General features: G+C 71.8%; 26 protein-coding genes and 2 pseudogenes. 13 read left to right on the plus strand and 15 right to left on the minus strand.

All coding sequences use genetic code 11. The annotated features are described in order from the left end of the window. The first annotated feature begins 117 nt into the window (after positions 1–117). The 6 genes from ABEA93_RS29595 to ABEA93_RS29620 all read left to right on the plus strand — a co-directional run bounded on the left by ABEA93_RS29595 (position 118) and on the right by ABEA93_RS29620 (position 5,109). Positions 118–372, plus strand: a complete 255-nt coding sequence (locus ABEA93_RS29595) for a thiamine-binding protein (RefSeq protein ID WP_345678897.1) — start codon at positions 118–120, stop codon at positions 370–372. Further along, entirely contained in the window at positions 369–737 is a 369-nt protein-coding gene (locus ABEA93_RS29600; RefSeq protein ID WP_345678898.1) for a helix-turn-helix domain-containing protein, read from the plus strand. Before ABEA93_RS29595 ends, ABEA93_RS29600 begins: the two co-directional genes overlap by 4 nt. A gap of 180 nt (positions 738–917) precedes the next feature. Continuing rightward, entirely contained in the window at positions 918–1,874 is a 957-nt protein-coding gene (gene uraD / locus ABEA93_RS29605; protein ID WP_345678899.1) for a 2-oxo-4-hydroxy-4-carboxy-5-ureidoimidazoline decarboxylase, read from the plus strand. A 4-nt stretch (positions 1,875–1,878) separates the two neighbouring features. After that, positions 1,879–2,790, plus strand: coding sequence for a factor-independent urate hydroxylase (pucL, locus tag ABEA93_RS29610; protein ID WP_345678900.1), 912 nt, complete (start codon positions 1,879–1,881; stop codon positions 2,788–2,790). A gap of 184 nt (positions 2,791–2,974) precedes the next feature. Next, complete coding sequence (locus ABEA93_RS29615; protein ID WP_345678901.1) at positions 2,975–4,339, plus strand: 8-oxoguanine deaminase; 1,365 nt, start codon at positions 2,975–2,977, stop codon at positions 4,337–4,339. Between the two features lie 263 nt (positions 4,340–4,602). Further along, complete coding sequence (locus ABEA93_RS29620) at positions 4,603–5,109, plus strand: hypothetical protein (RefSeq protein ID WP_345678902.1); 507 nt, start codon at positions 4,603–4,605, stop codon at positions 5,107–5,109. On the opposite strand, the gene ABEA93_RS29625 is transcribed toward ABEA93_RS29620, so the two are convergent. After that, positions 5,084–5,473, minus strand: a complete 390-nt coding sequence (locus ABEA93_RS29625; RefSeq protein ID WP_345678903.1) for an allophanate hydrolase-related protein — start codon at positions 5,471–5,473, stop codon at positions 5,084–5,086. The genes ABEA93_RS29620 and ABEA93_RS29625 overlap by 26 nt on opposite strands. 184 nt (positions 5,474–5,657) lie before the next feature. Then, a complete protein-coding gene (gene aceB / locus ABEA93_RS29630; protein WP_345678904.1) occupies positions 5,658–7,262 on the minus strand; it encodes a malate synthase A in 1,605 nt (534 codons plus the stop codon). Between the two features lie 208 nt (positions 7,263–7,470). Here aceB and ABEA93_RS29635 point away from each other — a divergent pair, with 208 nt between their 5' ends. Next, positions 7,471–8,241 (plus strand): IclR family transcriptional regulator, encoded by a 771-nt coding sequence (locus tag ABEA93_RS29635; RefSeq protein ID WP_345678905.1) that lies wholly within the window; start codon positions 7,471–7,473, stop codon positions 8,239–8,241. A 30-nt stretch (positions 8,242–8,271) separates the two neighbouring features. Here ABEA93_RS29635 and ABEA93_RS29640 read toward each other — a convergent pair whose 3' ends face one another. Beyond that, positions 8,272–10,404 (minus strand): restriction endonuclease, encoded by a 2,133-nt coding sequence (locus ABEA93_RS29640; RefSeq protein WP_345678906.1) that lies wholly within the window; start codon positions 10,402–10,404, stop codon positions 8,272–8,274. Positions 10,405–10,482: 78 nt separating this feature from the next. Continuing rightward, positions 10,483–11,073: a nucleotidyltransferase family protein gene (locus ABEA93_RS29645; protein WP_345678907.1), complete on the minus strand. Its 591-nt coding sequence runs from the start codon at positions 11,071–11,073 to the stop codon at positions 10,483–10,485. Between the two features lie 94 nt (positions 11,074–11,167). On the opposite strand from ABEA93_RS29645, the gene ABEA93_RS29650 reads away from it, so the two are divergent. The 4 genes from ABEA93_RS29650 (at position 11,168) to ABEA93_RS29665 (ending at position 15,709) form a co-directional block, all read left to right on the plus strand. Then, positions 11,168–11,524: a DUF5753 domain-containing protein gene (locus tag ABEA93_RS29650; protein ID WP_345678908.1), complete on the plus strand. Its 357-nt coding sequence runs from the start codon at positions 11,168–11,170 to the stop codon at positions 11,522–11,524. After that, a complete protein-coding gene (locus ABEA93_RS29655) occupies positions 11,521–11,715 on the plus strand; it encodes a DUF397 domain-containing protein (protein ID WP_345678909.1) in 195 nt (64 codons plus the stop codon). Before ABEA93_RS29650 ends, ABEA93_RS29655 begins: the two co-directional genes overlap by 4 nt. A gap of 152 nt (positions 11,716–11,867) precedes the next feature. Continuing rightward, positions 11,868–13,712: an ABC transporter ATP-binding protein gene (locus tag ABEA93_RS29660; RefSeq protein ID WP_345678910.1), complete on the plus strand. Its 1,845-nt coding sequence runs from the start codon at positions 11,868–11,870 to the stop codon at positions 13,710–13,712. A gap of 35 nt (positions 13,713–13,747) precedes the next feature. Then, on the plus strand, positions 13,748–15,709 hold the full coding sequence (locus tag ABEA93_RS29665; RefSeq protein ID WP_425585152.1) for an ABC transporter ATP-binding protein: 1,962 nt from the start codon (positions 13,748–13,750) through the stop codon (positions 15,707–15,709). A 75-nt stretch (positions 15,710–15,784) separates the two neighbouring features. On the opposite strand, the gene ABEA93_RS29670 is transcribed toward ABEA93_RS29665, so the two are convergent. From ABEA93_RS29670 to ABEA93_RS29680, 3 genes are all read right to left on the minus strand, one after another. Then, entirely contained in the window at positions 15,785–16,885 is a 1,101-nt protein-coding gene (locus tag ABEA93_RS29670; protein ID WP_425585153.1) for an LLM class flavin-dependent oxidoreductase, read from the minus strand. 206 nt (positions 16,886–17,091) lie between these two features. Continuing rightward, positions 17,092–18,543, minus strand: a complete 1,452-nt coding sequence (locus ABEA93_RS29675) for a catalase (protein WP_345678912.1) — start codon at positions 18,541–18,543, stop codon at positions 17,092–17,094. Between the two features lie 50 nt (positions 18,544–18,593). Next, positions 18,594–19,220: a Fur family transcriptional regulator gene (locus ABEA93_RS29680; RefSeq protein WP_425585150.1), complete on the minus strand. Its 627-nt coding sequence runs from the start codon at positions 19,218–19,220 to the stop codon at positions 18,594–18,596. A 46-nt stretch (positions 19,221–19,266) separates the two neighbouring features. Here ABEA93_RS29680 and ABEA93_RS29685 point away from each other — a divergent pair, with 46 nt between their 5' ends. Beyond that, on the plus strand, positions 19,267–20,289 hold the full coding sequence (locus ABEA93_RS29685; RefSeq protein ID WP_345678913.1) for a S1C family serine protease: 1,023 nt from the start codon (positions 19,267–19,269) through the stop codon (positions 20,287–20,289). 56 nt (positions 20,290–20,345) lie between these two features. Here ABEA93_RS29685 and ABEA93_RS29690 read toward each other — a convergent pair whose 3' ends face one another. The 7 genes and pseudogenes from ABEA93_RS29690 to ABEA93_RS29720 all read right to left on the minus strand — a co-directional run bounded on the left by ABEA93_RS29690 (position 20,346) and on the right by ABEA93_RS29720 (position 25,519). Beyond that, positions 20,346–21,011 (minus strand): RICIN domain-containing protein, encoded by a 666-nt coding sequence (locus ABEA93_RS29690; protein WP_345678914.1) that lies wholly within the window; start codon positions 21,009–21,011, stop codon positions 20,346–20,348. A gap of 135 nt (positions 21,012–21,146) precedes the next feature. Next, entirely contained in the window at positions 21,147–21,470 is a 324-nt protein-coding gene (locus tag ABEA93_RS29695; RefSeq protein WP_345678915.1) for a DMT family transporter, read from the minus strand. 217 nt (positions 21,471–21,687) lie between these two features. Continuing rightward, positions 21,688–21,990, minus strand: coding sequence for a GroES family chaperonin (locus ABEA93_RS29700; protein ID WP_345678926.1), 303 nt, complete (start codon positions 21,988–21,990; stop codon positions 21,688–21,690). 234 nt (positions 21,991–22,224) lie between these two features. After that, positions 22,225–22,635: a DUF3618 domain-containing protein gene (locus ABEA93_RS29705; protein ID WP_345678916.1), complete on the minus strand. Its 411-nt coding sequence runs from the start codon at positions 22,633–22,635 to the stop codon at positions 22,225–22,227. Positions 22,636–22,803: 168 nt separating this feature from the next. Then, on the minus strand, positions 22,804–23,646 hold the full coding sequence (locus tag ABEA93_RS29710) for an energy-coupling factor ABC transporter ATP-binding protein (protein ID WP_345678917.1): 843 nt from the start codon (positions 23,644–23,646) through the stop codon (positions 22,804–22,806). A gap of 11 nt (positions 23,647–23,657) precedes the next feature. After that, positions 23,658–24,425: a cobalt ECF transporter T component CbiQ gene (gene cbiQ, locus ABEA93_RS29715; protein ID WP_345678918.1), complete on the minus strand. Its 768-nt coding sequence runs from the start codon at positions 24,423–24,425 to the stop codon at positions 23,658–23,660. A 34-nt stretch (positions 24,426–24,459) separates the two neighbouring features. Then, positions 24,460–25,519, minus strand: a pseudogene (locus tag ABEA93_RS29720) (energy-coupling factor ABC transporter permease). A 268-nt stretch (positions 25,520–25,787) separates the two neighbouring features. On the opposite strand from ABEA93_RS29720, the gene bcp reads away from it, so the two are divergent. Then, positions 25,788–26,261 (plus strand): thioredoxin-dependent thiol peroxidase, encoded by a 474-nt coding sequence (gene bcp / locus ABEA93_RS29725; protein WP_345678919.1) that lies wholly within the window; start codon positions 25,788–25,790, stop codon positions 26,259–26,261. 107 nt (positions 26,262–26,368) lie between these two features. Here the strand turns inward: bcp and ABEA93_RS29730 are convergent. Then, positions 26,369–26,485: pseudogene (locus ABEA93_RS29730) on the minus strand (IS630 family transposase); the annotation flags it as partial.

Here is a 26,485-nt window from a genome sequence, read left to right on the forward strand (position 1 = left end):
CGATGCGGAAGCAAGATTCTGCTTAACGGAATGATGCCACGCGCCTTCAACAGTTTGTCAATGCCGCCCGGAGGCCAATCCTGGATTAGTCGATTTCCGCTGGCTAGGGTTCAGCGCGTGCGATTGAAGGTGGAGTTCACGACAGAGCCGTTCGAGCTGGAGCAGGTCCCGGCGCATGCGCTGGAGGCGCGGCGGATCGTCGCCGAGGCCGGCCTCGACGTCGAGGTGGGGCCGTTCGGCACCAGCGCGGAGGGCGATGCGGAGACCGTGCTCGCGGTGGTCGACCGGCTGTTCCGGGACACCCTGGGCGTCGGCGCGACCCGCATCTCCGTGCAGGTCACCGCCGTCCCGGCGGCCGAGGAGCAGGCATGACCGAGCCCGCGCACCCGCTGGTCGACGCGGTCAAGCCGCTCGTGGACGCGATGGGCGCGGCACTGGTCGCGCCCGGCGACGCCCGCCCCGAGGACGTCGTGCTGTCCTGGGAGGGCGCTCCCGTCGTCGCGGTACGGCTCCCGCACCTCGGCGCCGCCCTCGACCGCCTGCTGGCCGAAATGGAACGCCAGTTCGGTGGCCCGCTCGCCGACCTGGGCCGCGAGGACAAGCAGCGCGTCGTGCGGGTCCTGGAGGAACGCGGGGCGTTCACCATCCGGCACGGCGTCGAGTCCGTCGCCGCGGCGCTCGGCGTCAGCCGGTTCACCGTCTACAACTACCTGAACCGGGAGCAGGGCGACCGCTAGGCCGCGCCTGGTGGGACCCCGATCGCCCTCCCCCGTTTGGGCGTTCCTCCAAAACCGGGCGTTCACCCGCCCGGTTGATCCACTTCAACAAACTGTTGACGGCGTGTCGGCGGGCGACCTACCGTTCCGGAAGACCGCGGTTCCGACGATCGGACGCGATGACTCCTACGGAGGTCCGGCGTGGCCGATCACCCGGGATCCACGGCTCCACCCGGCACGTCCGGCACCCCGGCGGCGTCCGGCGCCGCCGGGCTCGCCCGGCTCAACGCCGCCGACCCCGCCGAGGCGGTCAAGCTCCTCGGCGAGGTCTGCGCGAGCCGGCAGTGGATCGACGCGGTCGCGGGCCGCCGCCCGTACCGCCTCCTCGACGAGCTGTACGCGTCGTCCGACCTGGCCACGGCCGGGATGACCGACGCCGACCTCGACGAGGCGATGGCCGGGCACGCGGTCATCGGCCGGCCCCGCGCGGGCGACGACCAGTCGCACCGCGAACAGTCCGGCGTGCACGGCGCCGCCGCCGACACACTCACCGAACTCGCGGACGGCAACGCCGAGTACGCCGCCAAGTTCGGCCACGTGTTCCTGATCTGCGCGAGCGGCCGCAGCGCCGCCGAGATGCTCGCCGCGCTGCGGGCCCGGCTCGGCAACGACGCGGCCACCGAACGCGCCAACGCCCGCGAGGAGTTGCGCAAGATCAACCGCCTCCGGCTGGCGAAGCTGGTCGGCGCACCGGAGCCGCGGGCATCCCGCGGCTCCGGCAAACCCACTTCCCACCCCTCCGATCGACCAGGGGCAGGCATGACCGCCATCTCGACCCACGTCCTCGACACCAGCGCCGGCGACCCGGCACGCGACGTCCCCGTGGAGCTGGCCGTCCTGGCCGCGGACGGCAGCTGGCAGGTGCTCGGCACCTCCGCGACCGATGCCGACGGCCGCTGCCCCGGTCTTCCCCCGGTGTCCCCCGCCCCCGCGACGGTACGGCTGCGCTTCGACGTGGCCGCCTACCGCGCCGGGCGCGGCGAAGACGCCTTCTTCCCCGAGGTCCAGGTGGTCTTCACCACCGATCCGGCGCGCCCCCGCTATCACGTTCCGCTGCTGCTCAACCCGTACGGATATTCCGTTTACCGAGGGAGCTGACCCCATGCCGATGGTGCTCGGCCAGAACCAGTACGGAAAGGCGGAGACCCGGATCGTCCGGGTGCGCCGCGACGGCACTCGGCACGAGGTCAAGGACCTCAACGTCAGCGTGGCCCTGTCCGGCGACCTCGCCGACACGCACCTGACCGGCGGGAACGCCGCCGTGTTGCCGACCGACACCACCAAGAACACCGTCTACGCGTTCGCGCAGGAGCACGGCGTCACCTCCGCGGAGGACTTCGCGGTGCTCCTCGCCCGGCACTTCGTCGACTCGCAGCCGACCATCCGGCGCGCCCGCATCCGCGTCGAGGAGTACGGCTGGAACCGGATAGCCCGCCCCGAAGCCGGGCACCGCTTCATCGGCGCCGACGAGGTCCAGCACTCGTTCGTCCGCGACGGCGCCGAGACCCGCACGACCGAAGTCGTCTACGACGGCGAGCGGTTCCGCATCATCTCCGGCCTGAGCGGACTCGTCGTCATGAACACCACCGCGTCGGAGTTCTGGGGCTACATCAAGGACCGCTACACCACGCTCCGGGAGGCGTACGACCGCATCCTGGCCACCGAGGTCAACGCCCGGTGGGTGTTCGGATGGTCCGGCGACGACCTCGCACCCGTCCCGTTCGAACGGTCGTACGCGCAGGTCAAACGGCATCTCCTCGAAGCGTTCGCGGAGACCTACTCCTACTCGCTGCAGCAGACCCTGTACGCGATGGGCAACCGGGTCCTCAACAACCGCCCGGAGATCGACGAGATCCGCCTGTCGCTGCCCAACAAGCACCATTTCCTGGTCGACCTGGAGCCGTTCGGGCAGAAGAACGACCACGAGGTCTACTACGCCGCCGACCGGCCGTACGGGCTCATCGAGGGCACCGTGCACCGCGAGGGCGTCGTCCCCGTCATCCCGATCGACTGACACCGGGCGGCCGGACCCGGTCGGCCGAGCCCGATCGGCTCACCCCTGTTCCCCCGGCGGCGCGGTCCCGGCCGACCCGCCGCCGGGCCCGCCTGCCGGCTCCCGGCCGCCCGGTCACGCGACAATTGCGCCGAGGGAGGGGCGACCAGCCCGGAGGGGCGACCACCGCGAAGGGGCGGCCACCGTGACCCGCATCGTCATCGAGAACGCGCACATCGCCACCGTCGACCCGGACGACACCGAGATCGCCGGCGGCCACGTGGTCGTCGCCGGGAACCGCATCGAAGCGGTCGGCTCCGGCCCCGCGCCCGCGGTCCCGGACGTGGTGCGGCGCATCGACGCGTCCGGCCACCTGGTCACCCCGGGCCTGGTCAACACCCACCACCACTTCTACCAGTGGATCACCCGCGGCCTGGCGCAGAACTCGGCGCTGTTCGACTGGCTCGTCGAGCTGTACCCGACGTGGGCGCACATCGACGACGCGCTGTGCCACGCCGCCGCGCAGGGCTCGGCGGCGGCGCTCATGCTGTCGGGGTGCACGACGGCGACCGACCACGCCTACGTCTTCCCGCGCGACGGCGGCGACATCCTCGGCGCGGAGATCGCCGCGGTAGCCGCGCTGGGTCTGCGGTTCCAGCCCACCCGCGGGTCGATGGACCTGAGCGTCGACGACGGCGGGCTGCCGCCGGCGAGCGTCACCGAGGACACCGACGAGGCCCTCGCCGCGACCGAGGCCGCGATCGACCGCTGGCACGACCCGTCGTTCGACTCGATGCTGCGGATCACCGCCGCACCGTGCTCGCCTTTCTCGGTGTCCGCGGAACTCCTGCGCGGCGCGGCGGAACTGGCCCGCCGCAAGGGCGTGCGCCTGCACACCCACGGTTCCGAGACGGTCGAGGAAGAGCGTTTCTGCCGCGAGAAGTTCGGCATGGGTCCCACGGACTACTTCGCCTCGCTCGGCTGGCTCGGCGACGACGTGTGGATGGCGCACTCGATCCACATGTCCGACGCCGACATCGCCGCCTTCGCCGCCACCCGCACGGGTGTCGCGACCTGCCCGTCGTCCAACGCGCGCATCGCCGCGGGCACCGCCCGCGTGCCCGCGCTGCTGGCCGCGGGCGTGCCGGTCGGACTGGGCGTGGACGGCGCCGCGTCCAACGAATCCGGCGAACTCGGCACCGAGCTGCGCATCTTGGCGCTGCTCAACCGGGTCGCGTGGGGCCCGGACGCGATGCCGGTGCGTCGCGCGTTGCGCGTCGCCACCATGGGCGGTGCTCAAGTCCTGGGCCGGGAGCGCGAGATCGGCAGTCTCGAACCGGGCAAGCTCGCCGACCTCGCGGTGTGGAAACTCGACGGCTTCCGGCACGCGGGGATCGCCGACAAGGTCGCCGCGCTCGTCCTCGGCGCGGCGGCACCGCTGACCCTGCTGCTGGTCGACGGCATCCCGGTCGTGGAACACGGCCACCTGACCCGGGTCGACGAGGACGCCATCGCACGGAACGCCGCCGACGCGGCCGCCACGCTCGCGCGCCGCGCCGGTCTGCACTGACCTGGGCGTGCCGGTCCAGGCCGGCTTGGAAGACAGGGGCAAACCCGGCCGATCGGCGCCATCGCGTCGACATACCAAGGGAATTGAGTACGGGTACTCATGTTCCGCCCGGGACCGCGGATGAGCATGGGGCGACGCCGGTTCCGTCGGCGAGTGCGCAAGAGGGGCTTCCCTCGGTTCTCCCCAGCGGGGGAAGCCCCGGCACTCCGCCGAATCCGCCCGGAAACTCGCGACCGCATCCCGTGCCGCGAAAGGAGCACCCGGTGGTGCCTTCCGAGTCCCCGCCGCGATTCCGCGACGACCTGTCCACCATCTACGACTTCATGGACGAGATCCTCATCCGGTGCCCCCGCTGCGGAGCGCTCGCGACGGTCGCGGCGTATCCGAAGCGGCTGGTGCTGTCGCCGTTCCAGTCGCGCCGGCTGAGCTGCCGGGCCTGCGGGCACGTCCGGGACAAGGACAGCGGGGTGTACTCGATGCCGGACCCGGATGCGCCCGCGATGTACGACCCGTACTTCGCGCTGCCGCTGTGGCTCCAGGCGCCGACCGGGCACGGGCTGCTGTGGGCCTACAACCTCGACCACCTGGCGCTCATCCGCCGTTTCGTCGCGGCGGAGCCGCACGAGGACGCGTGGACCGAGGAGGGCCTGCGCATGACGCTGGTGTCGCGGCTGCCGCGGTGGATCGCGCAAGCGGGCAACCGCGCGGAAGTGCTCCGCGTGATCGCCCGCTTGGAGGCGTCGGTCAGCTCTCGCGGCCCAGGGTCTTGAGATAGGCGCGCCAGCCGCCGTACTCGGTGATCTCCTTGTGCGCGCCGGTCTCCAGTTCGCCGACGCGCAGGACCATCGAGAACGACGCGGAGCCGTCTTCGAGCTTGATGATGCCGAATTCCAGTTCGGCGGGCTCGGTGGGCAGCAGTTCGTCGCGCAGCACCTCTTCGGGGACGTCGTAGACCTCGCCCTCGATCTGCGCGGTGCCCGCCGGGTCGGGCAGCAGGCCCGGGCAGCGGTCGGCGATGGAGAAGAACCGGTAGCCCGGCGCGGTGCGGGTCTTCATGACCAGCGGCGCGCCCTTGAGGTGGTGGTGGAAGGGGCCGCCTTCCATGGCCTGGCCGTTGAGGAACATGCGTGCCATGCGGGACTCCTGTCGGGCGCGGACGGGTGCGGGGGTGCTTAGGAGTGCTTAGTTAGGGGTGCGGAGGGTGCGGAACGGCCGGGGCCGTCGCCGGGACGCGCCCCCGCGACCGGCGGGCGCCGCCCGGCCGTTCCGCGCTTGAGGGGGCCGCCGGTCGTGCGGCCCCGGCGGGTGCCGGGCGGGCTCAGTCGAGGAGCGCGCAGCCCGGCACGGTGAGGAAGTCGGCGAAGTCGTCGGCGAGGGCGACCTTGAGGAAGAGGTCGCGGGCGTCGGCCCAGCGGCCGCCGTCGAACGCGGTGTCGCCGAATTCCTCACGGAGCGAACCGAGTTCTTCGGTGACGAGGCGGCGGACGAGTTCCGTGGTGACCTTCTCGCCGGTGTCGGACAGCACGACGCCGTTGTGCACCCACTGCCACACCTGGGAGCGGGAGATCTCCGCCGTGGCGACGTCCTCCATCAGGCCGAAGACGGCGACCGCGCCGTGGCCGCGCAGCCAGGCTTCCAGGTAGCGCAGGCCGACGCCGACGGCGTTGTGCAGGCCGCCGGAGGTGGTGCTGCCGCCCGCGGACGCCACGTCGAGCAGGTCGTCGGCGGTCACCTCGACGTCGGGGCGCTGCCGGTCGAGCTGGTGCGGGCGGTCGCCGAGCACCGCGTCGAACGCGGCGCGGCACACGGGCACCAGGTCGGGGTGCGCGACCCACGAGCCGTCGAAGCCGTCGTCGGCTTCGCGGTCCTTGTCGTCGCGGACCTTGGCCAGCGCGGCGGCGTTCGCGGCGGCGTCGCGGCGGGACGGGATGACCGCGGACATGCCCCCTATGGCGTAGGCGCCGCGCCGGTGGCAGGTCTTGACGAGGAGTTCGGTGTAGGCGCGCATGAACGGCGCGGTCATGGTCACCGCGTTGCGGTCGGGGAGGACGAACGCTTCGCCCGCGTCGCGGAAGTTCTTGACGATGGAGAACAGGTAGTCCCAGCGGCCCGCGTTGAGCCCGGAGGCGTGGTCGCGCAGTTCGTAGAGGATCTCGTCCATTTCGAACGCGGCGGGGATGGTCTCGATCAGCACGGTGGCGCGGATGGTGCCGCGCGGGATGCCGAGGACGTCCTGGGCGTGGTTGAACACGTCGTTCCACAGCCGGGCTTCGAGGTGGCTCTCGGTCTTCGGCAGGTAGAAGTACGGGCCGGAGCCGCGGGCCAGGAGCCGGGCCGCGTTGTGGAAGAAGTACAGGCCGAAGTCGAGCAGCGCGCCGGAGACGGGGGTGCCGTCGACGAGGACGTGGCGTTCGTCGAGGTGCCAGCCGCGCGGGCGCATGACCACGGTGGCCAGTTCGTCGTCGGGCTTGAGGCGGTATTCCTTGCCTTCGGCGGTGGCGAAGTCGACGCGGCGTTCGTAGGCGTCCACCAGGTTGCGCTGGTGGGCGATCACGTTGTGCCAGGTGGGCGCGGACGCGTCCTCGAAGTCGGCGAGCCAGACCTTGGCGCCGGAGTTGAGCGCGTTGATGGTCATCTTGCGGTCGGCGGGGCCGGTGATCTCCACGCGGCGGTCGCGCAGCTTCGGCGGCGCCTCGGCGACCGTCCAGTCCGCTTCGCGGATCCCGCGGGTCTCGGGCAGGAAGTCCAGGCGGCCGGTGCGGGCGATCTCGGCGTACTTCTCGCGGCGCTTGGCGAGGAGTTCGGTGCGGCGCCCGCCGAACCGGCGCTGCAGGTCGGCGACGAAACGCAGGGCGTCGGTGGTGAGGATCTCCTCCCCGCGCGGCACGGGGCCGCCGGTCACGGTGACGACCGGTGCGGTCATGTGACTCACTCCTTGTTGGTGTGGGGGGGTGGGGTACGCGGAAAGGGGCGGCCGGGTCCCTGCGGTTCAGCTAACCGCAGGCGCGGTCCGCCGCCGGGCCGACACGTCGATCCTCCCGGGTGGCACGGCGACTTCTGTAGAGTGGACATTAGTTTCCGAGACGCGGAAATTCAACAAGTTGTTGAGACGTCGTGGTGGAGGGTATGGAATGGCCGAGCGGGCGACCGGCGGCGTGCAATCCCTGGAGCGGGCCTTCGACCTGCTCGAAGTCCTCGCCGACGCGGGCGGCGTCCTCGGCCTGAGCGACCTCGCGGCCCGGTCCGGGCTGCCCCTGCCGACCATCCACCGCCTGGTCCGCACCCTCGTCCCACTCGGCTACCTGCGCCAAGACGCCTCGCGCCGCTACACGCTGGGCCCGCGCCTGATCCGGCTCGGCGAGACCGCCGGACGGCTGCTCGGCAGCTGGGCCCGCCCGTACCTGGCGGAACTGATGGAGTCGACCGGCGAGACCGCCAACCTCGCGGTACTGGAATCCGGCGAGGTCGTCTACGTCGGCCAGGTCCCGTCCCGGCACTCGATGCGCATGTTCACCGAAGTCGGCCGCCGCGTACAGCCGCACTGCACCGCCGTCGGCAAAGCCCTCCTCGCGCAACTCCCCGAAGACCAGGCCGCCCGCGCCCTCGGCACCGGCCCCCTCACCGCGCACACCGCCTACACCGTCACCGAACCCGCGGAACTCCTTCGCCAGTTCGCCCAGATCCGCGACCAGGGCTACGCCATCGACGACCAGGAGCAGGAACTCGGCGTCCGCTGCATCGCCGTCGTCGTCCCCGGCGCCCCCACCGCCACCGCACTGTCGGTCTCCGGCCCGGAAGCCCGCATCCGCGCCGTCGACGAAAAGGACCTGGTCGCCACCGCCCAGGAAATCGCCGCCCGCCTGGGACAGGCACTCGGCAGCGGCGCGGACGTGGCGGAGTAGCCGCGCCGTACCCCCTGCCCGCGCCTGCGGCTACTCGACGTCGATGCCGAAGTCGCCGACGAGTTCCTCCAGGCCGCCGCGGTAGCCCTTGCCGCCGATGACGAACTGCCAGTCGCCGTTGGAGCGGCGGCGGAACGAGCCGAGGACCAGGGCGGTTTCGCCGCCGCGGCCGTCGGATACCTCGAGTTCGTCGAGCGTCTGCGCGCCGGTGCCGTCCGACAGGAGGATCTTCGCGTCGGTGAAGCCCGCCAAGTCGGCGTGCGGGTTGACCGTCGGGTCTATCGCCGCGACGAGCACCACCCGGTCGGCGCGGGCGGGCAGCGCGTCGAAGCAGACGCGTACGGCGGCCTTCGCCGCACCCGTCGCCGGAACGCTGCGGACCGTGCCGTCCGGGGTGGCGTCGTTGTTGAAGAACACGAAGTAGTCGTCGGACAACACCCGGTTGCCCTCGCACACCAGCGTGCAGACATCCAGGGCGACGCTGCCCGACCAGACCATGCCGAGCACGTTCGCGTCCGCGTCGGAGGTCCCGGGGGCCGAGGCGGCGGGGGCGGCGGCCTGAGCAGGCCGCGCGGCGGCACTGCCGCGGCCGCGGCGGCCCGCGTTGCTCGCGTCCAACCGGCCCTGCAGACCGCACTGTTCGAGCAGCTGGAGCAACTCCGCGCCGTTGATCAACGTCATCGGCTTGCCGCGCACGAACGTGTAGGACGTCGGCCCGAACCCGGACGTCGTCACCAGCACGCCCTTGTTCGCCCCGGTGTCCAGCACCGTGCCGTACAAGTCCCGCACCGCCGTCGGCGGCACCGTGTTCCGGTACCGCTTCACCTGCACCACGATCTTCCCGCCGCTCAACGGATCCGGATCGTGCGCATCCACGTCCACGCCGCCGTCACCCGAGCGCACCGTCGTCACGGCCTGCAATCCGCGCGACCGGAACAACTCCGCGACCAAGTTCTCGAACTCGATCGGGTCCATCGTGAACAAGTCCGGCGCCTCGTCCGAACCGCGCGACACCACCACCGGGCTCGCCTCCGCCGGACGGCGCGCCGGCGGCACCGCCGCACGCTGGTCCGGCTTCGTCGACAACGCCCCCGACAACGGCCCCGTCAGACACTCCACCGCGGACACCTGCGCCAGGTTCAGCCGGTCGAAATCCGCCCGGGCCACCGCCGCCGACGCCAGCACGATCTCCGTACGGTTCCCCGTCGCCGGATCGTGGTCGTCCACGAACCCGTTCACCGCCGCCGAATCCAGCACCCCGAACTCGTCCGCCGCGAACACGTCCCGCAGCACCAGCAGCACGCACTGCGCCAGCAGATCCCGGTAGATCCCCCGGCGCTGCGCCGCCGACCGCGCCGTCTCCTTGTCCTGGTCCGTCGACGGCATGTACCGCACCGACTTGACCTCGGGCACCACCTCGAACGCGGGCAGCTCCCAATCCAGCACCAGCTGCTTGAGATTCGCGTCGTAGGACGCCGACACCCGGCGCGGGAAGTCCTGCGGCCACACCGACGACGCGTACAGCACCGCCGAGAAGAACTGGATCGCCGCCTCGCTGTCGCCGCTGCGCAGCGTCTCCGCCAGATCGCGGATACCCGCGTTGTGGCGGCGCAGTTCCGCGAGCCGGGTCGCCGCCCACTGGTCGTACTGCCGCCGGTACTCCTCCAACTGCCGCAGCCGCTGCGTCTCCGCGGCCTGCGCGGCATACCAGTCCCGCTCGAACCGGGCCCGCGCCTCCTGCTGCGCACGCTGGTTCGCACCCATGCCCCAACCGGAGGAAGAAGGCTGGTAGTTCGCCTGGTTCGGCATAACGATCGGCACGGCCAACTGCCCCGGCGCGAACGGCTCGACCTGCTCCGGCACCAGCATCGCCGAACTGCGGAACGCCGGCGCACCCGTCCCCGCCGCCAGCAAGCCCTCCAACGCGGCTACCTGCGCGTCGATTTCCTCGGTACGCGCCCGCGCGTCCGCATCCCGGCGGCGCCGGTACTCGGCCTGCTGCTCGCGGTGGTTCTGCGCCATCGCCCGCTCCGCGGCACGCTGTTGGCGTTCGCGTTCGCGGCGCTCCTGCTCGACCGCGCGTTGCTGCGCCTGCTGCCGGCGCTGCTCCTGACGCTGGGCCTCGGCCCAAGTACCGATCAATCCGTTGGTGCGCCGGGTCATGCCGCGACTTTAGCGCGCGCGGCCGACTGGCGTACGGGCGGCCGGGAACCTCGTGGCCCGGATCGTCCGGAGCGCCCGTCAGCGGAGTCGGTGCAGGTCGCCGGGGGTGTCGATGTCGTACGGGTCGGCGACGTCCGCGCACTCGACCGGCCGCAGTTCCGCGGCGTGCGCGCGCAGGAAGGCGCGGGCGCCGGCATCGCCGCGCGCGCTGTCGGCGACGTCCGGCCACCAGCGGGCGGCGAAGAGGACGGGGTGGCCGCGGTCGCCGTGGTAGGTGGCCGCGGCGAGGTCCGCGCCGTCGCGGAAGGCAGCGGCGAGACGGGCGACGGCGGGGGCGCCGATGCCGGGCATATCGACGAGGGTGACGACGGCGGCCGCGGCCTCGGGCGGCAGCGCGGCGAGGCCGGCACGGAGCGAGGAGCCCATGCCGGAGGGCCAGTCGGGGTTGTCGACGGGGAGCGTGCCGGTGAGGTCGGCTTGATCGCGGACCCGGTCGGCGGCGGCGCCGAGGACGACGACCACACCCGCACAGCCGCCGTCGCGGAGCGTGCGGATCCCGTGCTCGACGAGGGGGCGTCCGTGGTGCGGGAGGAGGGCCTTGGGGCGGTTGCCGAGGCGCGAGCCGGAGCCGGCGGCGAGGAGGAGACCCCAGACGGGGGTGTTTTGCATGGTTCTTCCACCCTACAGATCGCGAGGTGCGGGGCTCACCCGCCGGATTGCTCCGCACATCGCGAGCACGTGCAGGCCGGCCATACGAGAGGTGATGGAGGAACTCTGGTTCGTCATCGACGAGACGGCCCTACGGCGCAAGATCGCCCCGACCGACGTCATGCACGAGCAGTACGAGCACCTGCTGACCGTCTGCGCGAGCCCTTACGTGCAGATTCAGGTTCTCCTGCTTGCCGTCGGCCCACATGCAGGACTGGCCGGACCCGTGAGCCTCCTCGACGTGCCCGGCCAAGGAACGGTCGTTTACGCGGAAGGCGCGGCGGGTGGGCATTTGCTGTCCCGGTCGGAGGACGTGCACGAACAGGAGCGTCGTTACGATCTGTCGCGGGCTGACGCCCTGTCGCACGCCGACTCCACACGCTTGATCCGAACCATCCTGGAGAATCTGTGAGCACTCCGAACGGCGCCGCGCAGAAGTGGCGCAAGTCGTCCTACAGCACCGGCGACGGGGGCAACTGTGTAGAGGTGGCCGACGGCCTCCACGGCGTCGTCCCGGTGCGTGACAGCAAAGACCCGCAGCGCCGGACCCTCGTGGTTCCTGTGTCCTCCTGGGTCGCCTTGACGTCCACGGTCAAACGCTGACACTCCCTGTCCCCCGAGGGCGGCCCGTCATCCGACGGGCCGCCCTTCCCGTTGTCCGGCAGCTGGCAGGGGTGATCCAGTCCCCCGCACAACCCGCCCATCCCGGAAAAATCAGATGCCTCCCCGCCCCCCTCCCCGTACCGTCGGGCACCATGGCCGACCCCACGTCCGCCGCGTCGACGCCGTCCACAAGACACCGCCCGTCGACCACGGCATCACTGCTTCGCCTGCGCCCGTTCGTGCGCCCGGCGCGCACCCGCTTGGCCCTCAGCGCCTCGGCCGCGCTGCTCGGCATGGTGACCGGCCTGACCATCCCGCTGGTCATCGCGCACGTCGTCGACGGGCCGGTCGCCGACGGCGACACCGCCGCGCTGTGGCCGTGGGCGGCCCTGCTGCTCGGCCTGGGCGCGCTCGAATCGACGTTCTTCTGGGCCCGCCGCATGCTGTCCGCCCGCCCGCTCACCCGCGTCGAGGAGTCGATGCGCAACGCGCTGTACGACCACCTCCAGACCCGCCCGATCGCCTTCCACGACCGCTGGCAGTCCGGCCAGCTCCTCTCCCGCGCCACCCACGACCTCGGCCAGCTCCGCCAGTTCCTCTCCTTCGTCGTGGTGTTCCTCGCGGTCAACTCGAGCGCGTTCCTGATCGGCACGATCGTGCTGTTCGTCCTCGACCCGCTCCTCGCCGCCCTGATCACCGCCGTCTCCATCCCGGTGTTCGTGGCCGGCACGGTCTTCGAACGCCGCTACCGCGTCGTGGCCCGCCGCGCCCAGGACCAGTCCGGCGACCTCGCCACGGTCATGGAGGAGTCGGTGCTGGGCATCCGCATCCTCAAGGCGTTCGGCCGCCACCGCGCGATGGACCGCCGCTTCGCCACCGTCGCCCGCGACCTGCGCCGCACCGAGATCCGCAAAGCCCGCATGCTCGGCACCACGTGGGCGGTCCTCATCGCCGCCCCCGAGCTGGCCATCGCCGCGGCGCTCTACCTCGGCGTCCGGCAGGTCGCCGACGGCGCCACCACCACCGGCACCCTCGTCGCGTTCTTCACCACCGTCATGTACCTGCGCTGGCCGGTCGAGTCCATCGGCTGGCTGCTCGCCGCGACCACCGACGCCGGGTCCGCCGCCGGACGCTACTTCGAGGTCCTCGACTCCACGGGCGAACTCCCGGACACCACCCAGCCGATCGAGCCGGACAAGGTGCACGGCGCGCTCGCCTTCGAAGGCGTCCGCTTCCGCTTCCCCGACGCCCCGCCCGACACTCTCGACCTGCTCCGCGGCATCGACCTGGCCGTCCGGCCCGGCGAAACCGTCGCCTTGGTCGGCGCGACCGGCAGCGGCAAGACCGCCATGACCGCGCTCGTCCCGCGCCTGTACGACGTCACCGGCGGCCGCATCACCCTCGACGGCACCGACATCCGCGACCTGCCGCTCGCCCGGCTGCGCGGCATCGTCGCCGTCGCGTTCGAAGACCCGGTGCTGTTCTCCATGAGCGTCCGGGAGAACGTGCTGCTCGGCATGCCGAACGGCACCGACGAGGACGTCGAACGCGCCCTCGCCGTCGCCCAAGCCGACTTCGTCGCCGACCTGCCGTGGGGCCTGGACACACGCGTCGGCGAGGAGGGCATGGACCTGTCCGGCGGCCAACGCCAGCGCCTCGCGCTCGCCCGCGCGGTCGTCTCCCGTCCCGCCGTCCTGGTCCTCGACGACCCGCTGTCCGCACTCGACGTGCACACCGAGGCCCAGGTCGAACGCGCACTGCGCAACGTCCTCGCCACCACCACCGCCCTGGTCGTCGCGCACCGCCCCAGCACCGTGCAACTCGCGGACCGCGTCGCCCTGCTGGAGAACGGCCGGATCACCGCCGTCGGCACCCACGACGACCTGCTGCGCCGCAGCGCCGCCTACCGCGCGCTCATGTCCGCGGACGCGCCCCGGCTGCGCGGCCCCGCCCGCACCCCGCGCCCGGCCGCCGAACCCGCCGAGGAGGCGGTGTGACCCCCGACGACACCACCGCACCGACCCGCCCCTCCATGGGGCACGCCGACCTCGACACGCCCGGCGACAGCCACGTGGACAGCCACGTCGACGCCGACGTCGACACCCACGTCGACCCTGCCGAGCTGCGCGCCTGGCGGGGCATCAGCTCCCGGGCCACCGACGACATCTCGCACGACGAAGCGGAGGCCGAGGACTCCGGCGCGGTCGCCGACGGCCAGGACCTGGGCGCCGCCCGCGCCGGCGACGCGCGGCGCCTGCTGGCGTCGCTGCTCGCCCCGCACCGGGCGCTGCTCGCGCTCGCGGTGCTGGTCACCATCGTCCAGCAGGCCTCCCTGCTGGTCGGACCACTGCTGATCGGCTTGGCCATCGACCGCGCCGTTCCCGACGCGATCGACGGCGACACGGGCACGATCGTGCTCGTTTCCGTCGCCTACGCCGTCGCCGGACTGGGCATCGCGGCCTCGGAGTTCGCGTTCCAGAACATCGCGGCGCGGATCAGCCAGGGCATCCTGCTCGACCTGCGCGAGCGGATCTTCACGCACGCCCAGCGCCTCAGCCTGGACTTCCACGAGAAGTACACGTCGGGCCGCATCGTCTCGCGCGCCACCGACGACGTGAACTCCGTCCGCGAACTCCTCGACGACGGCATGGACGGCATCAGCGCCGCCTTGCTGACGTTCGTCGTCTCGCTCGGCTTCCTGTTCTTCCTCGACGTCCCGCTCGCCCTGCTGGTCGCCGCCGGGCTGATCCCGGTCGGGATCGTGCTGCGCTGGTACCGGCGGCGTTCCGCACCGATGTACCGGCGCCGCAGCACCGCCGTCGCCGCCGTGATCACGCACTACGTGGAGACCGTCAACGGCATCCGCGCCGTGCAGACGTTCCGCCGCGAGACCCGCAACCGGCGGATCTTCCGCACCCTCAACCGCGGCTACACCGGGCACGACGCCGACACCATCGTGCTGTTCGCGTGGGCCGCGCCGATCCTCATGCTGATCGGCCGTCTCACGCTGGCCGCGGTGCTCGTCGTGGGCGCGTTCCGGGTGGCCGACGGCGGGCTCGAACTCGGCGTCCTGACCGCGTTCGTGCTGTACGTGCAGCGCATGTACGACCCGCTCGACGAACTCACCATGTTCCTCAGCACCTACCAAGGCGCCGCGGCGGGCCTGGAGAAGATCGCCGGGCTCCTCGCCCAGCAGCCCGGCATCGCCGAGCCCGCGCACCCGGTGGCGCTCCCCGAGCGGGAGCCGGGCGCGGGCAAGAGCCGGGCGATCGTCTTCGACGGCGTCCGCTTCGGCTACCAGGACGGCGTGACCGTGCTGCCCCGCGTCGACGTGGCGATCCCCGCCGGGCAGACCGTCGCCCTGGTCGGCGCGACCGGCGCCGGCAAGTCCACCGTCGCCAAGCTGCTCGCGCGGTTCTACGACCCGACCGAAGGCGCCGTCCGCCTCGACGGCGTCGACCTGCGGGATCTTCCGACCGCGCGGCTGCGCGGCGAACTGACCATGATCACCCAGGAATCGTTCCTGTTCTCCGGCTCGGTCGCGGACAACATCTCCATCGGGCGCCCGCACGCCACCCGCACGGAGGTCGAGGACGCGGCCCGCGCGATCGGCGCGTACGACTTCATCGCCGGCCTGCCGGACGGCTTCGACACCGACGTCCGCAAGCGCGGCGCCCGGCTCTCCGCCGGCCAGCGGCAACTCGTCGCCTTCGCGCGCGCGTTGCTCGCCGACCCGGCGGTGCTGCTGCTCGACGAGGCGACGTCGTCGCTCGACATCCCCGGCGAACGCGCCGTCCAGCACGCCCTGGCGACCGTGCTGGAAGGCCGCACGGCGGTGATCATCGCGCACCGGCTGTCGACCGTGGAGATCGCCGACCGGGTGCTGGTCGTCGACGGCGGGCGCATCGTCGAAGACGGCACGCCCGACGCACTCATCGCCTCCGCCGGGCGCTTCGGCGGCCTGCACGAGGCGTGGCGCAACTCCCTGGCCTGAGCCGCACCCCGAGCCGCACCCGAGCCGCACCCTGAAGCCGCACCAGGGGGCTCCGGACCGAGCCCCCTCAGCCCGTCACACCGCGCCGGGCAGCCCCCACTCGCGGGCGACGATCTCGTACGACCGCAGCCGCGCCTCGTCGCCGTGCACGTTGCAGATCACCATCAGCTCGTCCACCTCGGTCCGCGCCGCCAGTTCGAACAGGCCGCGCCGCACCGTCGCCGGATCGCCGATGACGTGGTCGCCCTGGTAGGCGCGCACGAACTCGCGCTCCGCCGGGGTCCACGGGTGGTTCTCCGCTTCCTCCGGGCTGGGCAGCAGCCCCGGCCGTCCACCGCGCAGCCGCATCATCGCCAAGGCCTGCGCGAGCGCCAGCCTCCGCGCCTCCTCCTCGGTGTCCGCGGCGATCACGCCGGCCGCGATCATCGCGTACGGCTCCTTCAGGTCCTCCGACGGCTGGAAATGCTCGCGGTACAGCCGCAGCGCCGGGATCGTGTTCGCGGCGCTGAAGTGGTGCGCGAACGCGAACGGCAGGCCCAGAATGCCCGCCAACTGAGCGCTGTAGCCGCTCGACCCGAGCAGCCACACCGGCGGCCGCGACGCATCCCACTCGCCGCCCCCCGCGATCCCGTTCGCCGGGCCGGGCACGGCGTTGATGTGCCCGTACGGATGCCCCTCCTGGAACGACCCGGACAGGAAGCCGAGCAATTCCCCCAGCTGCTGCGGGAAGTCGTCCGGCCCGGACTGCTGGGCACTGCGCCGCAGCGCGCGCATCGTCGCCTGGTCGGTGCCCGGTGCCCGGCCGAGACCGATGTCGATCCGCCCGGGCGCGAGCGCCTGCAGCGTGCCGAACTGCTCCGCGACGACCAGCGGCGCGTGGTTCGGCAGCATCACCCCGCCGGAGCCGAGGCGGAGGGTGGTGGTGTGTGCGGCCAGGTGCGCGAGCAGGACCGGCGGCGAGGTGGAGGCGATGCCGGGCATGTTGTGGTGCTCGGCCACCCAGAAGCGGTGGTATCCCCAGCGTTCGGCACGGCGGGCCAGCTCCGCGGTGGTGCGGAGGGCCTGGGTGGCGGTGTAGCCGGTGCCGACGGGGGCGACGTCGAGGACCGACAAGGGGATGTCGGGCTTCTCGGGCTCGCCCTGCTCGGCCGGTGCGGCGGGTTCCGTCGCGTACACGGTCGGCGACAGGCGCACGGACTCGGCGGCGGACTGGGGCGCGGACTGCGGGTTCGACACGTCGGAAGGCACGTCAAAGGGCAACATGCACATGCCGGGGCTTGTTCCGCCGGCGGGCGCACCGGCGCTGTGGAATACGCCACCCCTCCCCTTCCTGTGGACGGACCGGTCCGAAGCCGCGCGGCCCGTCCACAGCCTCGGGGGGGTCAGCTCCCGTTCACGCCCTTGGACACCCGCGCCCCCAGGTCCGGGTCCACGTTCGTCCAGTACTCGATGACCTTCGGCCGCAGTGCGTCGCCGACGGGGCCGTCGCTCGTCATGTGGTCGACGATGTTCGCGGCCAGGTGCTCGCGGTCGGTCTCGGACAGCACCTCGCGGTAGAGCGTGCCAGGCTGGCCGAAGTCGTCGTCCTCGGCGTGCAGGCGGTAGGCGGAGCGCACGATCTCGCCGGTCACGCCGTAGCTCTCGTCGGCGAACGGCGACGGGTCGGCGACCGGGCCGCCGTACGTATTCGGCGCGTACACCGGGTCGCCGGGGTTGTCGTACCGCATGGCGCCGTCCTTGTTGTACGAGTGGACGGGCACGGCGGGCCGGTTGACCGGCAGCTGGAGGTAGTTCGTGCCGATGCGGTGGCGGTGCGTGTCCGGGTAGCTGAACAGCCGCCCCTGGAGCATCTTGTCGGGGCTGGCGGCGATGCCCGGGACGAAGTTCGCCGGTTCGAAGGCGGCCTGTTCGACTTCCGCGAAGTAGTTGTCCGGGTTGCGGTTGAGGGTCATGGTGCCGATGGGGATCGCCGGGTAGTCGCCGTGCGGCCAGACCTTGGTGAGGTCGAACGGGTTGAACCGGTAGTCGGCGGCGGCCTCGAACGGCATGATCTGCATTTCCAGCGTCCACGACGGGTGGTTGCCGGATTTGATCGCCTCGTGCAGGTCCCGGATGTGGTAGTCCCGGTCCTCCGCGGTCATGGCCGCGGCCTCGGAGCCGGTGAAGTTCTCGATGCCCTGGTCGGTCTTGAAGTGGTACTTGACCCAGAACTTCTCGCCGCCGCGGTTGATCCACATGAAGGTGTGGCTGCCGAAGCCGTTCATGTTGCGCCAGGTCTTCGGAGTGCCGCGGTCGCTCATCAGGAACGTGACCTGGTGCGCGGAGGCGGGCGTCCCGGTCCAGAAGTCCCACTGCATGTCGTGGTCGTGCAGGTGGGTGTCGGCACGGCGCTTCTGCGAGTGGATGAAGTCGGAGAACTGGCTGGGGTCGCGGATGAAGAAGATCGGCGTGTTGTTGCCGACCAGGTCGTAATTGCCTTCCCGCGTATAGAACTTGATCGCGAAGCCGCGCGGGTCGCGGACCGTGTCGGGGAAGCCGAGTTCCCCGGCGACCGTGGAGAAGCGCAGGAACATCGGGGTTTCCCGGCCGGGCTGGAAGAGGTCGGCCTTGGTGTACTGGCTGACGTCCTCGGTGATCTTGAGGACGCCGTGTGCGGCGCCGCCCTTGGCGTGCACGACCCGCTCGGGGACGCGTTCGCGGTTGAACTGCGCCATCTTCTGGATCACGTAGTGATCCTGGAGGAGCAAGGGGCCGTTCGGGCCGACGGACTGGGAGAACTCGTCGCTCGGGGCGACGATGCCGGCGTCGGTGGTGGTCGTGGGGCGATCGGTCATCGCGCTTGTCCTTTTGTGGGCGTGCGCGGACTCGGTCGGACCGAACGGAATCAGCCCGATATGTCCGGCTTGTCCGTAACCCCTTGCCCGAGGCACTCCGGGCACAATCCCCAGAACGTCACTTCCGCCTCGTCGACCGCGTATCCGCGGGTCGCGTCCGGCGTCAGGCACGGCGCCGCCCCCACCACGCAGTCCACGTCCTCCACCCGCCCGCAATTGCGGCACACGAGATGGTGGTGGTTGTCCCCGATCCGGGCCTCGAAACGCGCCGGATGATCGGCGGGCACGATCCGCCGCGCCAAGCCCGCGCGGACCAGCGCGTGCAGCGTGTCGTACACCGCCTGCGTCGACACACTCCCCAGCCGCCCCCGGGCCGCACGCGCCAGCGCTTCCGCATCGCTGTGGGGGTGGGTGCGGATCAAGTCCAGGATTGTGGCGCGGGCAGCCGTCACGCGCAGCCCCGCCGCGCGGAGCTGAGCGGGAATGTCCTCTCGGTCCTCGGGGGACGGCCCGGCCATGGTTTCAAATATAGGAGGAATCTGGAGCAGTTCAAGATATGGGACATCGCCGGAAAGCGAATCCGCGTGATCATGGACCGCGCCCGAAGGCCCGACCTGGGCGGCGAGGGCCGATTGCGCCGTCGGCGAACCCGCCCGCCGCCCGGGAAGCTCTCCCACCCGCGCCGCGTTCCCCCATCACCACGCGCGTGCCCAGGGGGTTCCCATGACCGCACGGCCCATCGCCCACCGATCCGACCCGTCCGAGCCCGACGACCCGGCGCCGCCCACGACGCCGCCGCCCCTCACCGGTCCCGCCGACCCCGACGCCCCGGCTCTGGACGCCTATTCGCGGACCGTCTCCGCCGTCGCCGCCCACCTCACACCGCGGGTGGCAGCCGTCCGCGTGTCCCTCCCCCGCGGCGAAGGCGCCGGATCCGCCGTCGTGTTCACCGGCGACGGGCTCCTCCTCACCAACGCCCACGTCGTCGGCCGCGCCCGGGGCGGCACCGCCGAGTTCGCCGACGGCACCGCCGCACCCTTCACCGTCGTCGGCGCCGACCGGCTCTCCGACCTCGCGGTGATCCGCGTCGCCGCCGACACCCCGGAGCCCGCGGTCCTCGGCGACGCCGACAAGCTCGTCGTCGGCCAACTCGTGGTCGCCGTCGGCAACCCGCTCGGCCTCGCCGGATCCGTGACCGCGGGCGTCGTCAGCGCCCTCGGACGCTCCCTCCCCACCCGCAGCGGCAACGCCGCCCGCGTCGTGGAGGACGTCATCCAGACCGACGCCGCACTCAACCCGGGCAACTCCGGCGGTGCGCTCGCCGACTCGTCCGGGCGCGTCGTCGGCATCAACACCGCCGTCGCCGGGATCGGCATCGGTCTCGCGGTGCCGGTCAACGCCACCACCCGGCACATCGTCCAGGCACTCATCGACGACGGCCGGGTCCGCCGCGCCTACCTCGGACTCGCCGTCACGCCCGCACCGCTGCCCGCCGACATCGCCCGCCGCACCGGACAGCAGCGCGGCCTCCGGATCGTCGAAGTGGTCCCCGGCAGCCCCGCCGACCACTCCGGACTGCACCGCGACGACCTCGTCCTCACCGTCGCCCGGGAACCCGTCGGCGACGCGCAAGGCCTGCAGCGCAGCATGTTCGCCCACGCGATCGGCGTGCCGCTCGCGATCACCGTGCTCCGCAACGGCGCGATGGTCGACGTCATCGCCGTCCCGGGCGAGGAGAACGGCTGACACCCGGGTGACCCCCGGCCGGCTTCCGGCCGACCTCCGACCGATCGAGCGCCGGATCAGCCCACCGGCTTGGCCGAGAACACCAGCCCCGACGCCGGCGCCACCAGACCCAGCCCCGGCTGCCCCTTCACCTGCGGCCCCGCGCCCAAGGCCTGGCCGCCCTGCCGGTTCACGAACACCACGCCGCCGCCGCGCGCCTGCGGCTGCCACTGCTGGCGCGCATCGCGGCCGCAGTCGTCCTGCACGGCATGCGCGTCCTTGCCGCCCCGTATGTCGAGGCACATGTTGCTCGACCGCGAGACCAGGTACACAAAGCCGCCGCCCGCGTCCTGCACCATCCACTGCTGATTCGTTTTGCCTGCGCCGGGCTGGAACAGGATGATCGGCGCGTTGTCGTCCCGGTCCGCGCCGTACACGTCCATCGCCTTGCCCCCGACCGTCAGCGTGTAGACCTTGCCGCCGGTCAGCGCGGGCTTGGTCGCGGTCGGCGTCGGCGACGCGGTGGCCGACGCGGACGTCGACGCCGGAGCGGACGTCGGAACGTCGCTCGGCGGGGCCGACGCCGGCGGGCCGGACGTCGCACTCGTGCTCGGCGTCGCCGCGGCCGACGAGGCGCCCTTGCCTCCGCCGCCACCGCCCAGCACTCCGGTGATGCCGCCGACGAGAACGCCGATCACCGCGGTCGCGATCAGCGCCGCTATGACGATCCGACGAGACAGCATGGCCAGAACTCCTTCCGGACCGGCCCGGCGGCGGCCCCTCAGGGCGGACATACTCCCAGACCGGCCGCGGAAGACGGCAAGCGCCGTCGGGCCGCGCGGCCCGACGGCGCTTGCCGTCCACGGGAAAACCCCGGGTCAGTGGCTCGATCCGGTGAACTTCAGACCGAGAATCGCCACCACCATCAGGGACAGGAAGAAGATCCGGGCCGCCGTCGCCGGCTCGCCCAGAACCAGAATGCCCAGCAGACCCGAACCGACCGCACCGATGCCGACCCACACACCGTAGGCCGTACCGATCGGCAACGTCTTCGCGGCAATCGACAGCAGCACCATGCTGCCGGCGATACCGGCAACGGTCAGCACACTGGGAACGAGACGGGTGAAACCCTCGGTGAACTTGAGGCCGATCGCCCACCCGACCTCGAGAAGACCGGCAATACCGAGCAGAACCCACGCCATGACGACACCCCACACGCGTCGTCGTCGTGGCCCGGTACGTCGCACTCGTCGGGAACAGGCCGCCCATCGGGCCCGTCCCCACCAGCCTCTCAAACGCCCCGCGGCAGACCAAACCCCCGGCCGGTGACATCGGTCACCGGACCGGCACAGACCAGCGCAGACCGGCCCACGGAAACCGCGGCGCCTCGGAAATGACGCGAAGACAGATGCGGAGACCTCAGAGATACAGGCCGGTGGCCTCGCCGGAACCCTCCACCCGCTCCGCCGCCACCGCATGCAGGTCGCGCTCGCGCAACAGCACATACGCCACGCCGCGCACCTCCACCTCGGCGCGCTCCTCCGGGTCGTACAACACCCGGTCGCCCGCCTCGACGGTGCGCACATTCTGGCCCACCGCGACAACCTCGGCCCACGCCAGCCGCTTGCCGACCTGCGCGGTCGCCGGAATGAGGATGCCGCCGCTCGACCGGCGGTCCCCCTCGCCGGCGTCCTGCCGCACCAGGACGCGGTCGTGCAGCATGCGGATGGGGAGCTTCTCACCGAAGGCGGAAGACTGGGAAGCGTCGGAACTCACGCATGAAACGTACCCGCCCCGGCGCCCGCGCGTGACACCAGGGCGACCAACCCGCGACCGATCCGCGCCATATGAACGAACGGCCGCCCCGGGAAACCCCGAGACGACCGCCCGCACACCGAAAAACCACCGCACCACCGCCGCAGCACGGCGGCGTGGCGGCGTGGCGGCGGAGAACCGCTACTTCTTCCGCTTCCCGCGCCGCTTCACCACGATCACCAGCGCCAGCACACCGGCCACCCCGCCGACCACCGGCGCGATGCGGTCCATACGCGGCGCACCCGTGTCCGGGTCGACGAACTGCGCGCGGATCTGGTCCGCCGTCCGCTTCGCCACGTTCGCCGGCTTCACCCGGTCGACCAGCTCGTCCAGCGTCACCGCGAGGTTCGCGCGCGCCCGCTCGATCTCCGCCTCGATCTGCTGCGGCGACCGCGGACCGGCCGGCGCCGCACCGTTCGCGCCCGAGCCGTTCGCCGGCTCGATCCGCGAATGCTCCGCCTGAGCCGTCACCGGCCGCCCCAGCGCCGCCCGGCCGGCCTTCTCCAGGTCCGCCGGGGAACGCTCCGCGCCGCCGTGCCCGTTCTCGCCCACAGCCCGTCCTCTCGCTCCCGCCGCGTCGCACACCGCGCGTTCTGCGCGTGTGCCCCCAAGTCAAGCAGGTATCCCCCCGGGCATGCCGCATCCGGGTGGTCTCAGCCGTGTTCCGCGTTCGGTCAGGCCCCTGGCTCCACCCCGGGTTCAGCCCTGCCCGGCCGTGCTTCAGCCGGATTGCCGGGCCACGAACGCCTGCGGGGCACAGCGCTCGCAATCCGGCAGCGCATAGCCGTACGGCAGCTCCAGCCGGTGCGCCTCCCGCAGCTCGCGGTCGGCCAGCAGCTCGCGCGTCGGCCCGTCCGCGGCGATCACCCCACCGGACAGGATCAGCGCCCGCGGGCACAGCTCCAGCGCATACGGCAGGTCGTGCGTCACCATCAGCACGGTCACGTCCAGCCGCGCCAGGATCTCGGCCAGCTCCCGGCGGCTCGCCGGGTCCAGGTTCGACGACGGCTCGTCGAGCACCAGGATCTCCGGCCGCATCGCCAGCACCGTCGCCACCGCGACCCGGCGGCGCTGCCCGAAGCTCAAATGGTGCGGCGGCCGGTCCGCGAACGCGGTCATGCCGACCTGCTCCAACGCCTCCCCGACGCGCGCGTCCAGCTCGGCGCCGCGCAACCCCAGATTCGCCGGGCCGAACGCGACATCCTCGCGCACGGTCGGCATGAAGAGCTGGTCGTCGGGGTCCTGGAAGACGATGCCGACCCGGCGGCGGATCTCCTGCAGGTTCCGCTTGGCGACCTCCAGCCCGGCCACCCGCACCGTGCCCCGCCCGGTGCCGGTGTCCGCGGACAGAATGCCGTTGAGGTGCATCACCAGCGTCGTCTTCCCCGCACCGTTCGGCCCGAGCAACGCAACACGCTCGCCGCGGCCGATCCGCAGGTCGACGCCGAACAGCGCCTGATGCCCGTCCGGGTACGCGAAAGCGAGCCCCTCGACCTCCAGCGACGCGGGAACCGCCGCCCCGCCGTCCTCGCGCGCCGCCGGGATCCCATCAGTTTCGACCATGGCGTCCATCCTCACGCATGCACCAGCCAGGCCGCCGCGCAGGCCAGGGCCGCGGCGGCCGGCAACGCCGCCGCCGCACCCCACTGCGCGGCGGACGCCCGGACGTCGACGATCACCGGCATCGTGCCCGTGTAGCCGCGGCTCAGCATCGCCAAGTGCACGCGCTCTCCGCGCTCGTACGAACGGATGAACAACGCACCCGCCGACTTCGCCACCACCGGAAGCTGCCGCACATCCCGCGCCTGGAACCCGCGCGACTCCCGCGCCACCTTCATCCGGCCCATCTCCCCGGTGATCACACCCGAGTACCGGAGCATGAACTGCATGATCTGCACCAGCAGTTGCGGCATCCGCAGCCGCTCCATGCCGAGCAGCAGATCCCGCAACTGCGTGGTCGCCGCCAGCAGGATCGACGCCACGACGCCCAGCGTGCCCTTCGCCAGAATGTTCCACGCACCGAGCAACCCGTTGTGACTGACCGTCAGCCCCAGGAACTCGGTCTTCTCACCGCCCGCCAGAAACGGCAGCGCGACCGCGAACACCACGAACGGGACCTCGACCACCACCCGCCGCAGCACATACCCGGCCGGCACCCGGCCGACCACCGCCACGGCCGCCAGCAGCAGCGCGTACACCCCGAACGCCCAGAACCGCTCACGCGGCGTCGCCACCACCGCGAACACGAACAGCACCACCGCGACGAGCTTGCACTGCGGCGGCAGCCGGTGCAGCGGCGTATCGCCCGGCCGGTACAAGTCGTGCGCGTGCCCGGCACCCATCAGACGACGCCGCCCCGACGCGGTCCCGCGCCCGTCATGCGGTGTCCGCCTGCGGCTCCTTCGGCGCGCCGCGCCGCTTCACCACCCAGAACACCCCGGTCCCGACCAGCAGCGTACCCGCGACACCCAGCACACCCGCCAGCCCGCCGGAGACGCGCTCGTTGTGCACGCCCTTCACCGAATAGTCGGCCAGCGGACCGTCCGCCATCTCGTGCGGCTTCTCCTTGGCATCGATGCCCTTGTCCGCGGCGACCTTCTCCAGCCCGTCCGGGCTCTGGCTCGCGTAGTAGCTGAACACCCCGGCCAGCACGAGCGCGACCAGCGCACCCGCGATCAGCAGCGTCCTCGTCCGGACCTTCACGCGCTTCACGATCGTCACCCGATCCTCCTCAAACCCGCGCCGCAGGGGCGGACTGCTCGGCGCCGGAGCGCAGTTCGAGCGTCCGGGCCAGCCCGCGCGCGCCGTACACCAGGTCGGGGCGCACCGCGAGCACACTCGACACCGTCGCGGCGGTGATGAGCGCCTCGCCGATGCCGATGAGCACGTGGACGCCGATCATCGCGCCCGCGACCTTCGCGATCGGCACATCCGTCGTGCCGCCGATCGCGTAGATCGCCGTGAACACCACCGCACACACCGGCACCGACACCAGCGCACCGACGAACCCGGCGGCCGACACCGACTTGCGGGTCTTCGGCAGCACCTTCACCAGCACCCGGAACAGGCCGTAGCCCACCACGGCCGTGGTGATGCCCATGACGGTGATGTTGACGCCGAGCGCGGTCAGCCCGCCGTCCGCGAAGAACACCGCCTGCATCAGCAGCACCACCGACATGCACAGCACACCGGTGTACGGGCCGACCAGGATCGCCGCGAGCGTCCCGCCGAGCAGATGCCCGCTGGTGCCGGACGCGACCGGGAAGTTCAGCATCTGCACGGCGAAGATGAACGCCGCGACCAGCCCGGCCAGCGGCGCGGTCCGTTCGTCGAGTTCCTTGCGTGCGCCGCGAAGGCTGATGCCGACGCCCGCGGCGGCGACCACGCCCGCGGCGACGGAGACGGGCGCGTTGATGAACCCATCGGGCACATGCATGGGGACCTCCCCCGAGAGAAGCGGCGGTGCGGACGTGTGGCTGGTGAGCCGTCCGATTTTATGGGTCATGCTCGCACTTGCAAAAGATGTGCAACAAGCCGACCCCATCACTCCGGCGCACGCCCGGCGCGTTGTTTGCCGTCGTCGGACCCCGCACCTAGCGTGGCGAGACGAACCCGCGGCCCCGCACCCCGCTCCACCGGACCTGCCACCGCCGCGCCGCCCGACCCGAAACCGACCCGAAAACCGACCCGAAAACGAGGCCCCCGTGAGCGACCGACTCACCACCGGCGACACCGCCCCCGCCTTCACCCTCAAGGACGCCGACGGCAACGAGATCTCCCTGGCCTCGCACCACGGCCGCAAGGTGATCGTGTACTTCTACCCCGCCGCCCTCACCCCCGGCTGCACCAAGCAGGCCTGCGACTTCACCGACAACCTCGCCCTCCTCGCCGACGCGGGCTACGACGTCCTCGGCATCTCCCCCGACAAGCCCGAAAAGCTCGGCAAGTTCCGCGACAAGGAATCCCTCAAGGTCACCCTCCTGTCCGACCCCGACAAGGCCACCCTCACCGCCTACGGCGCCTTCGGCGAGAAGACCATGTACGGCAAGAAGGTCACCGGCGTCATCCGCTCCACCTTCGTCGTCGACGAAGACGGCAAGATCGAACACGCCTGGTACAACGTCCGCGCCACCGGCCACGTCGCCAAGCTCCTGAAGGACCTGAAGATCGCCGCGTAGACACGGCCGGACACAGGAAAGGCGCCCCACCACTCCGGGCGGGGCGCCCTTCCAACCTCTGCGCTCTAGTGCTGTGACCGGAAACGTTCACCGGGTGGCCGGGGTGGTCAGGCTGCTTGGGTGAGGGGGCGTCCGCCGTAGCGGACGCCCTTTTCGCTGCGGACACGGGCTCGTTCGCGGCGTTGGGCGGCGAGGAGGTCGGGGTCGCGGGTGTGGGTGTTGCG

This window comes from Yinghuangia aomiensis (assembly GCF_039542225.1).
Lineage (GTDB): Bacteria > Actinomycetota > Actinomycetes > Streptomycetales > Streptomycetaceae > Yinghuangia > Yinghuangia aomiensis.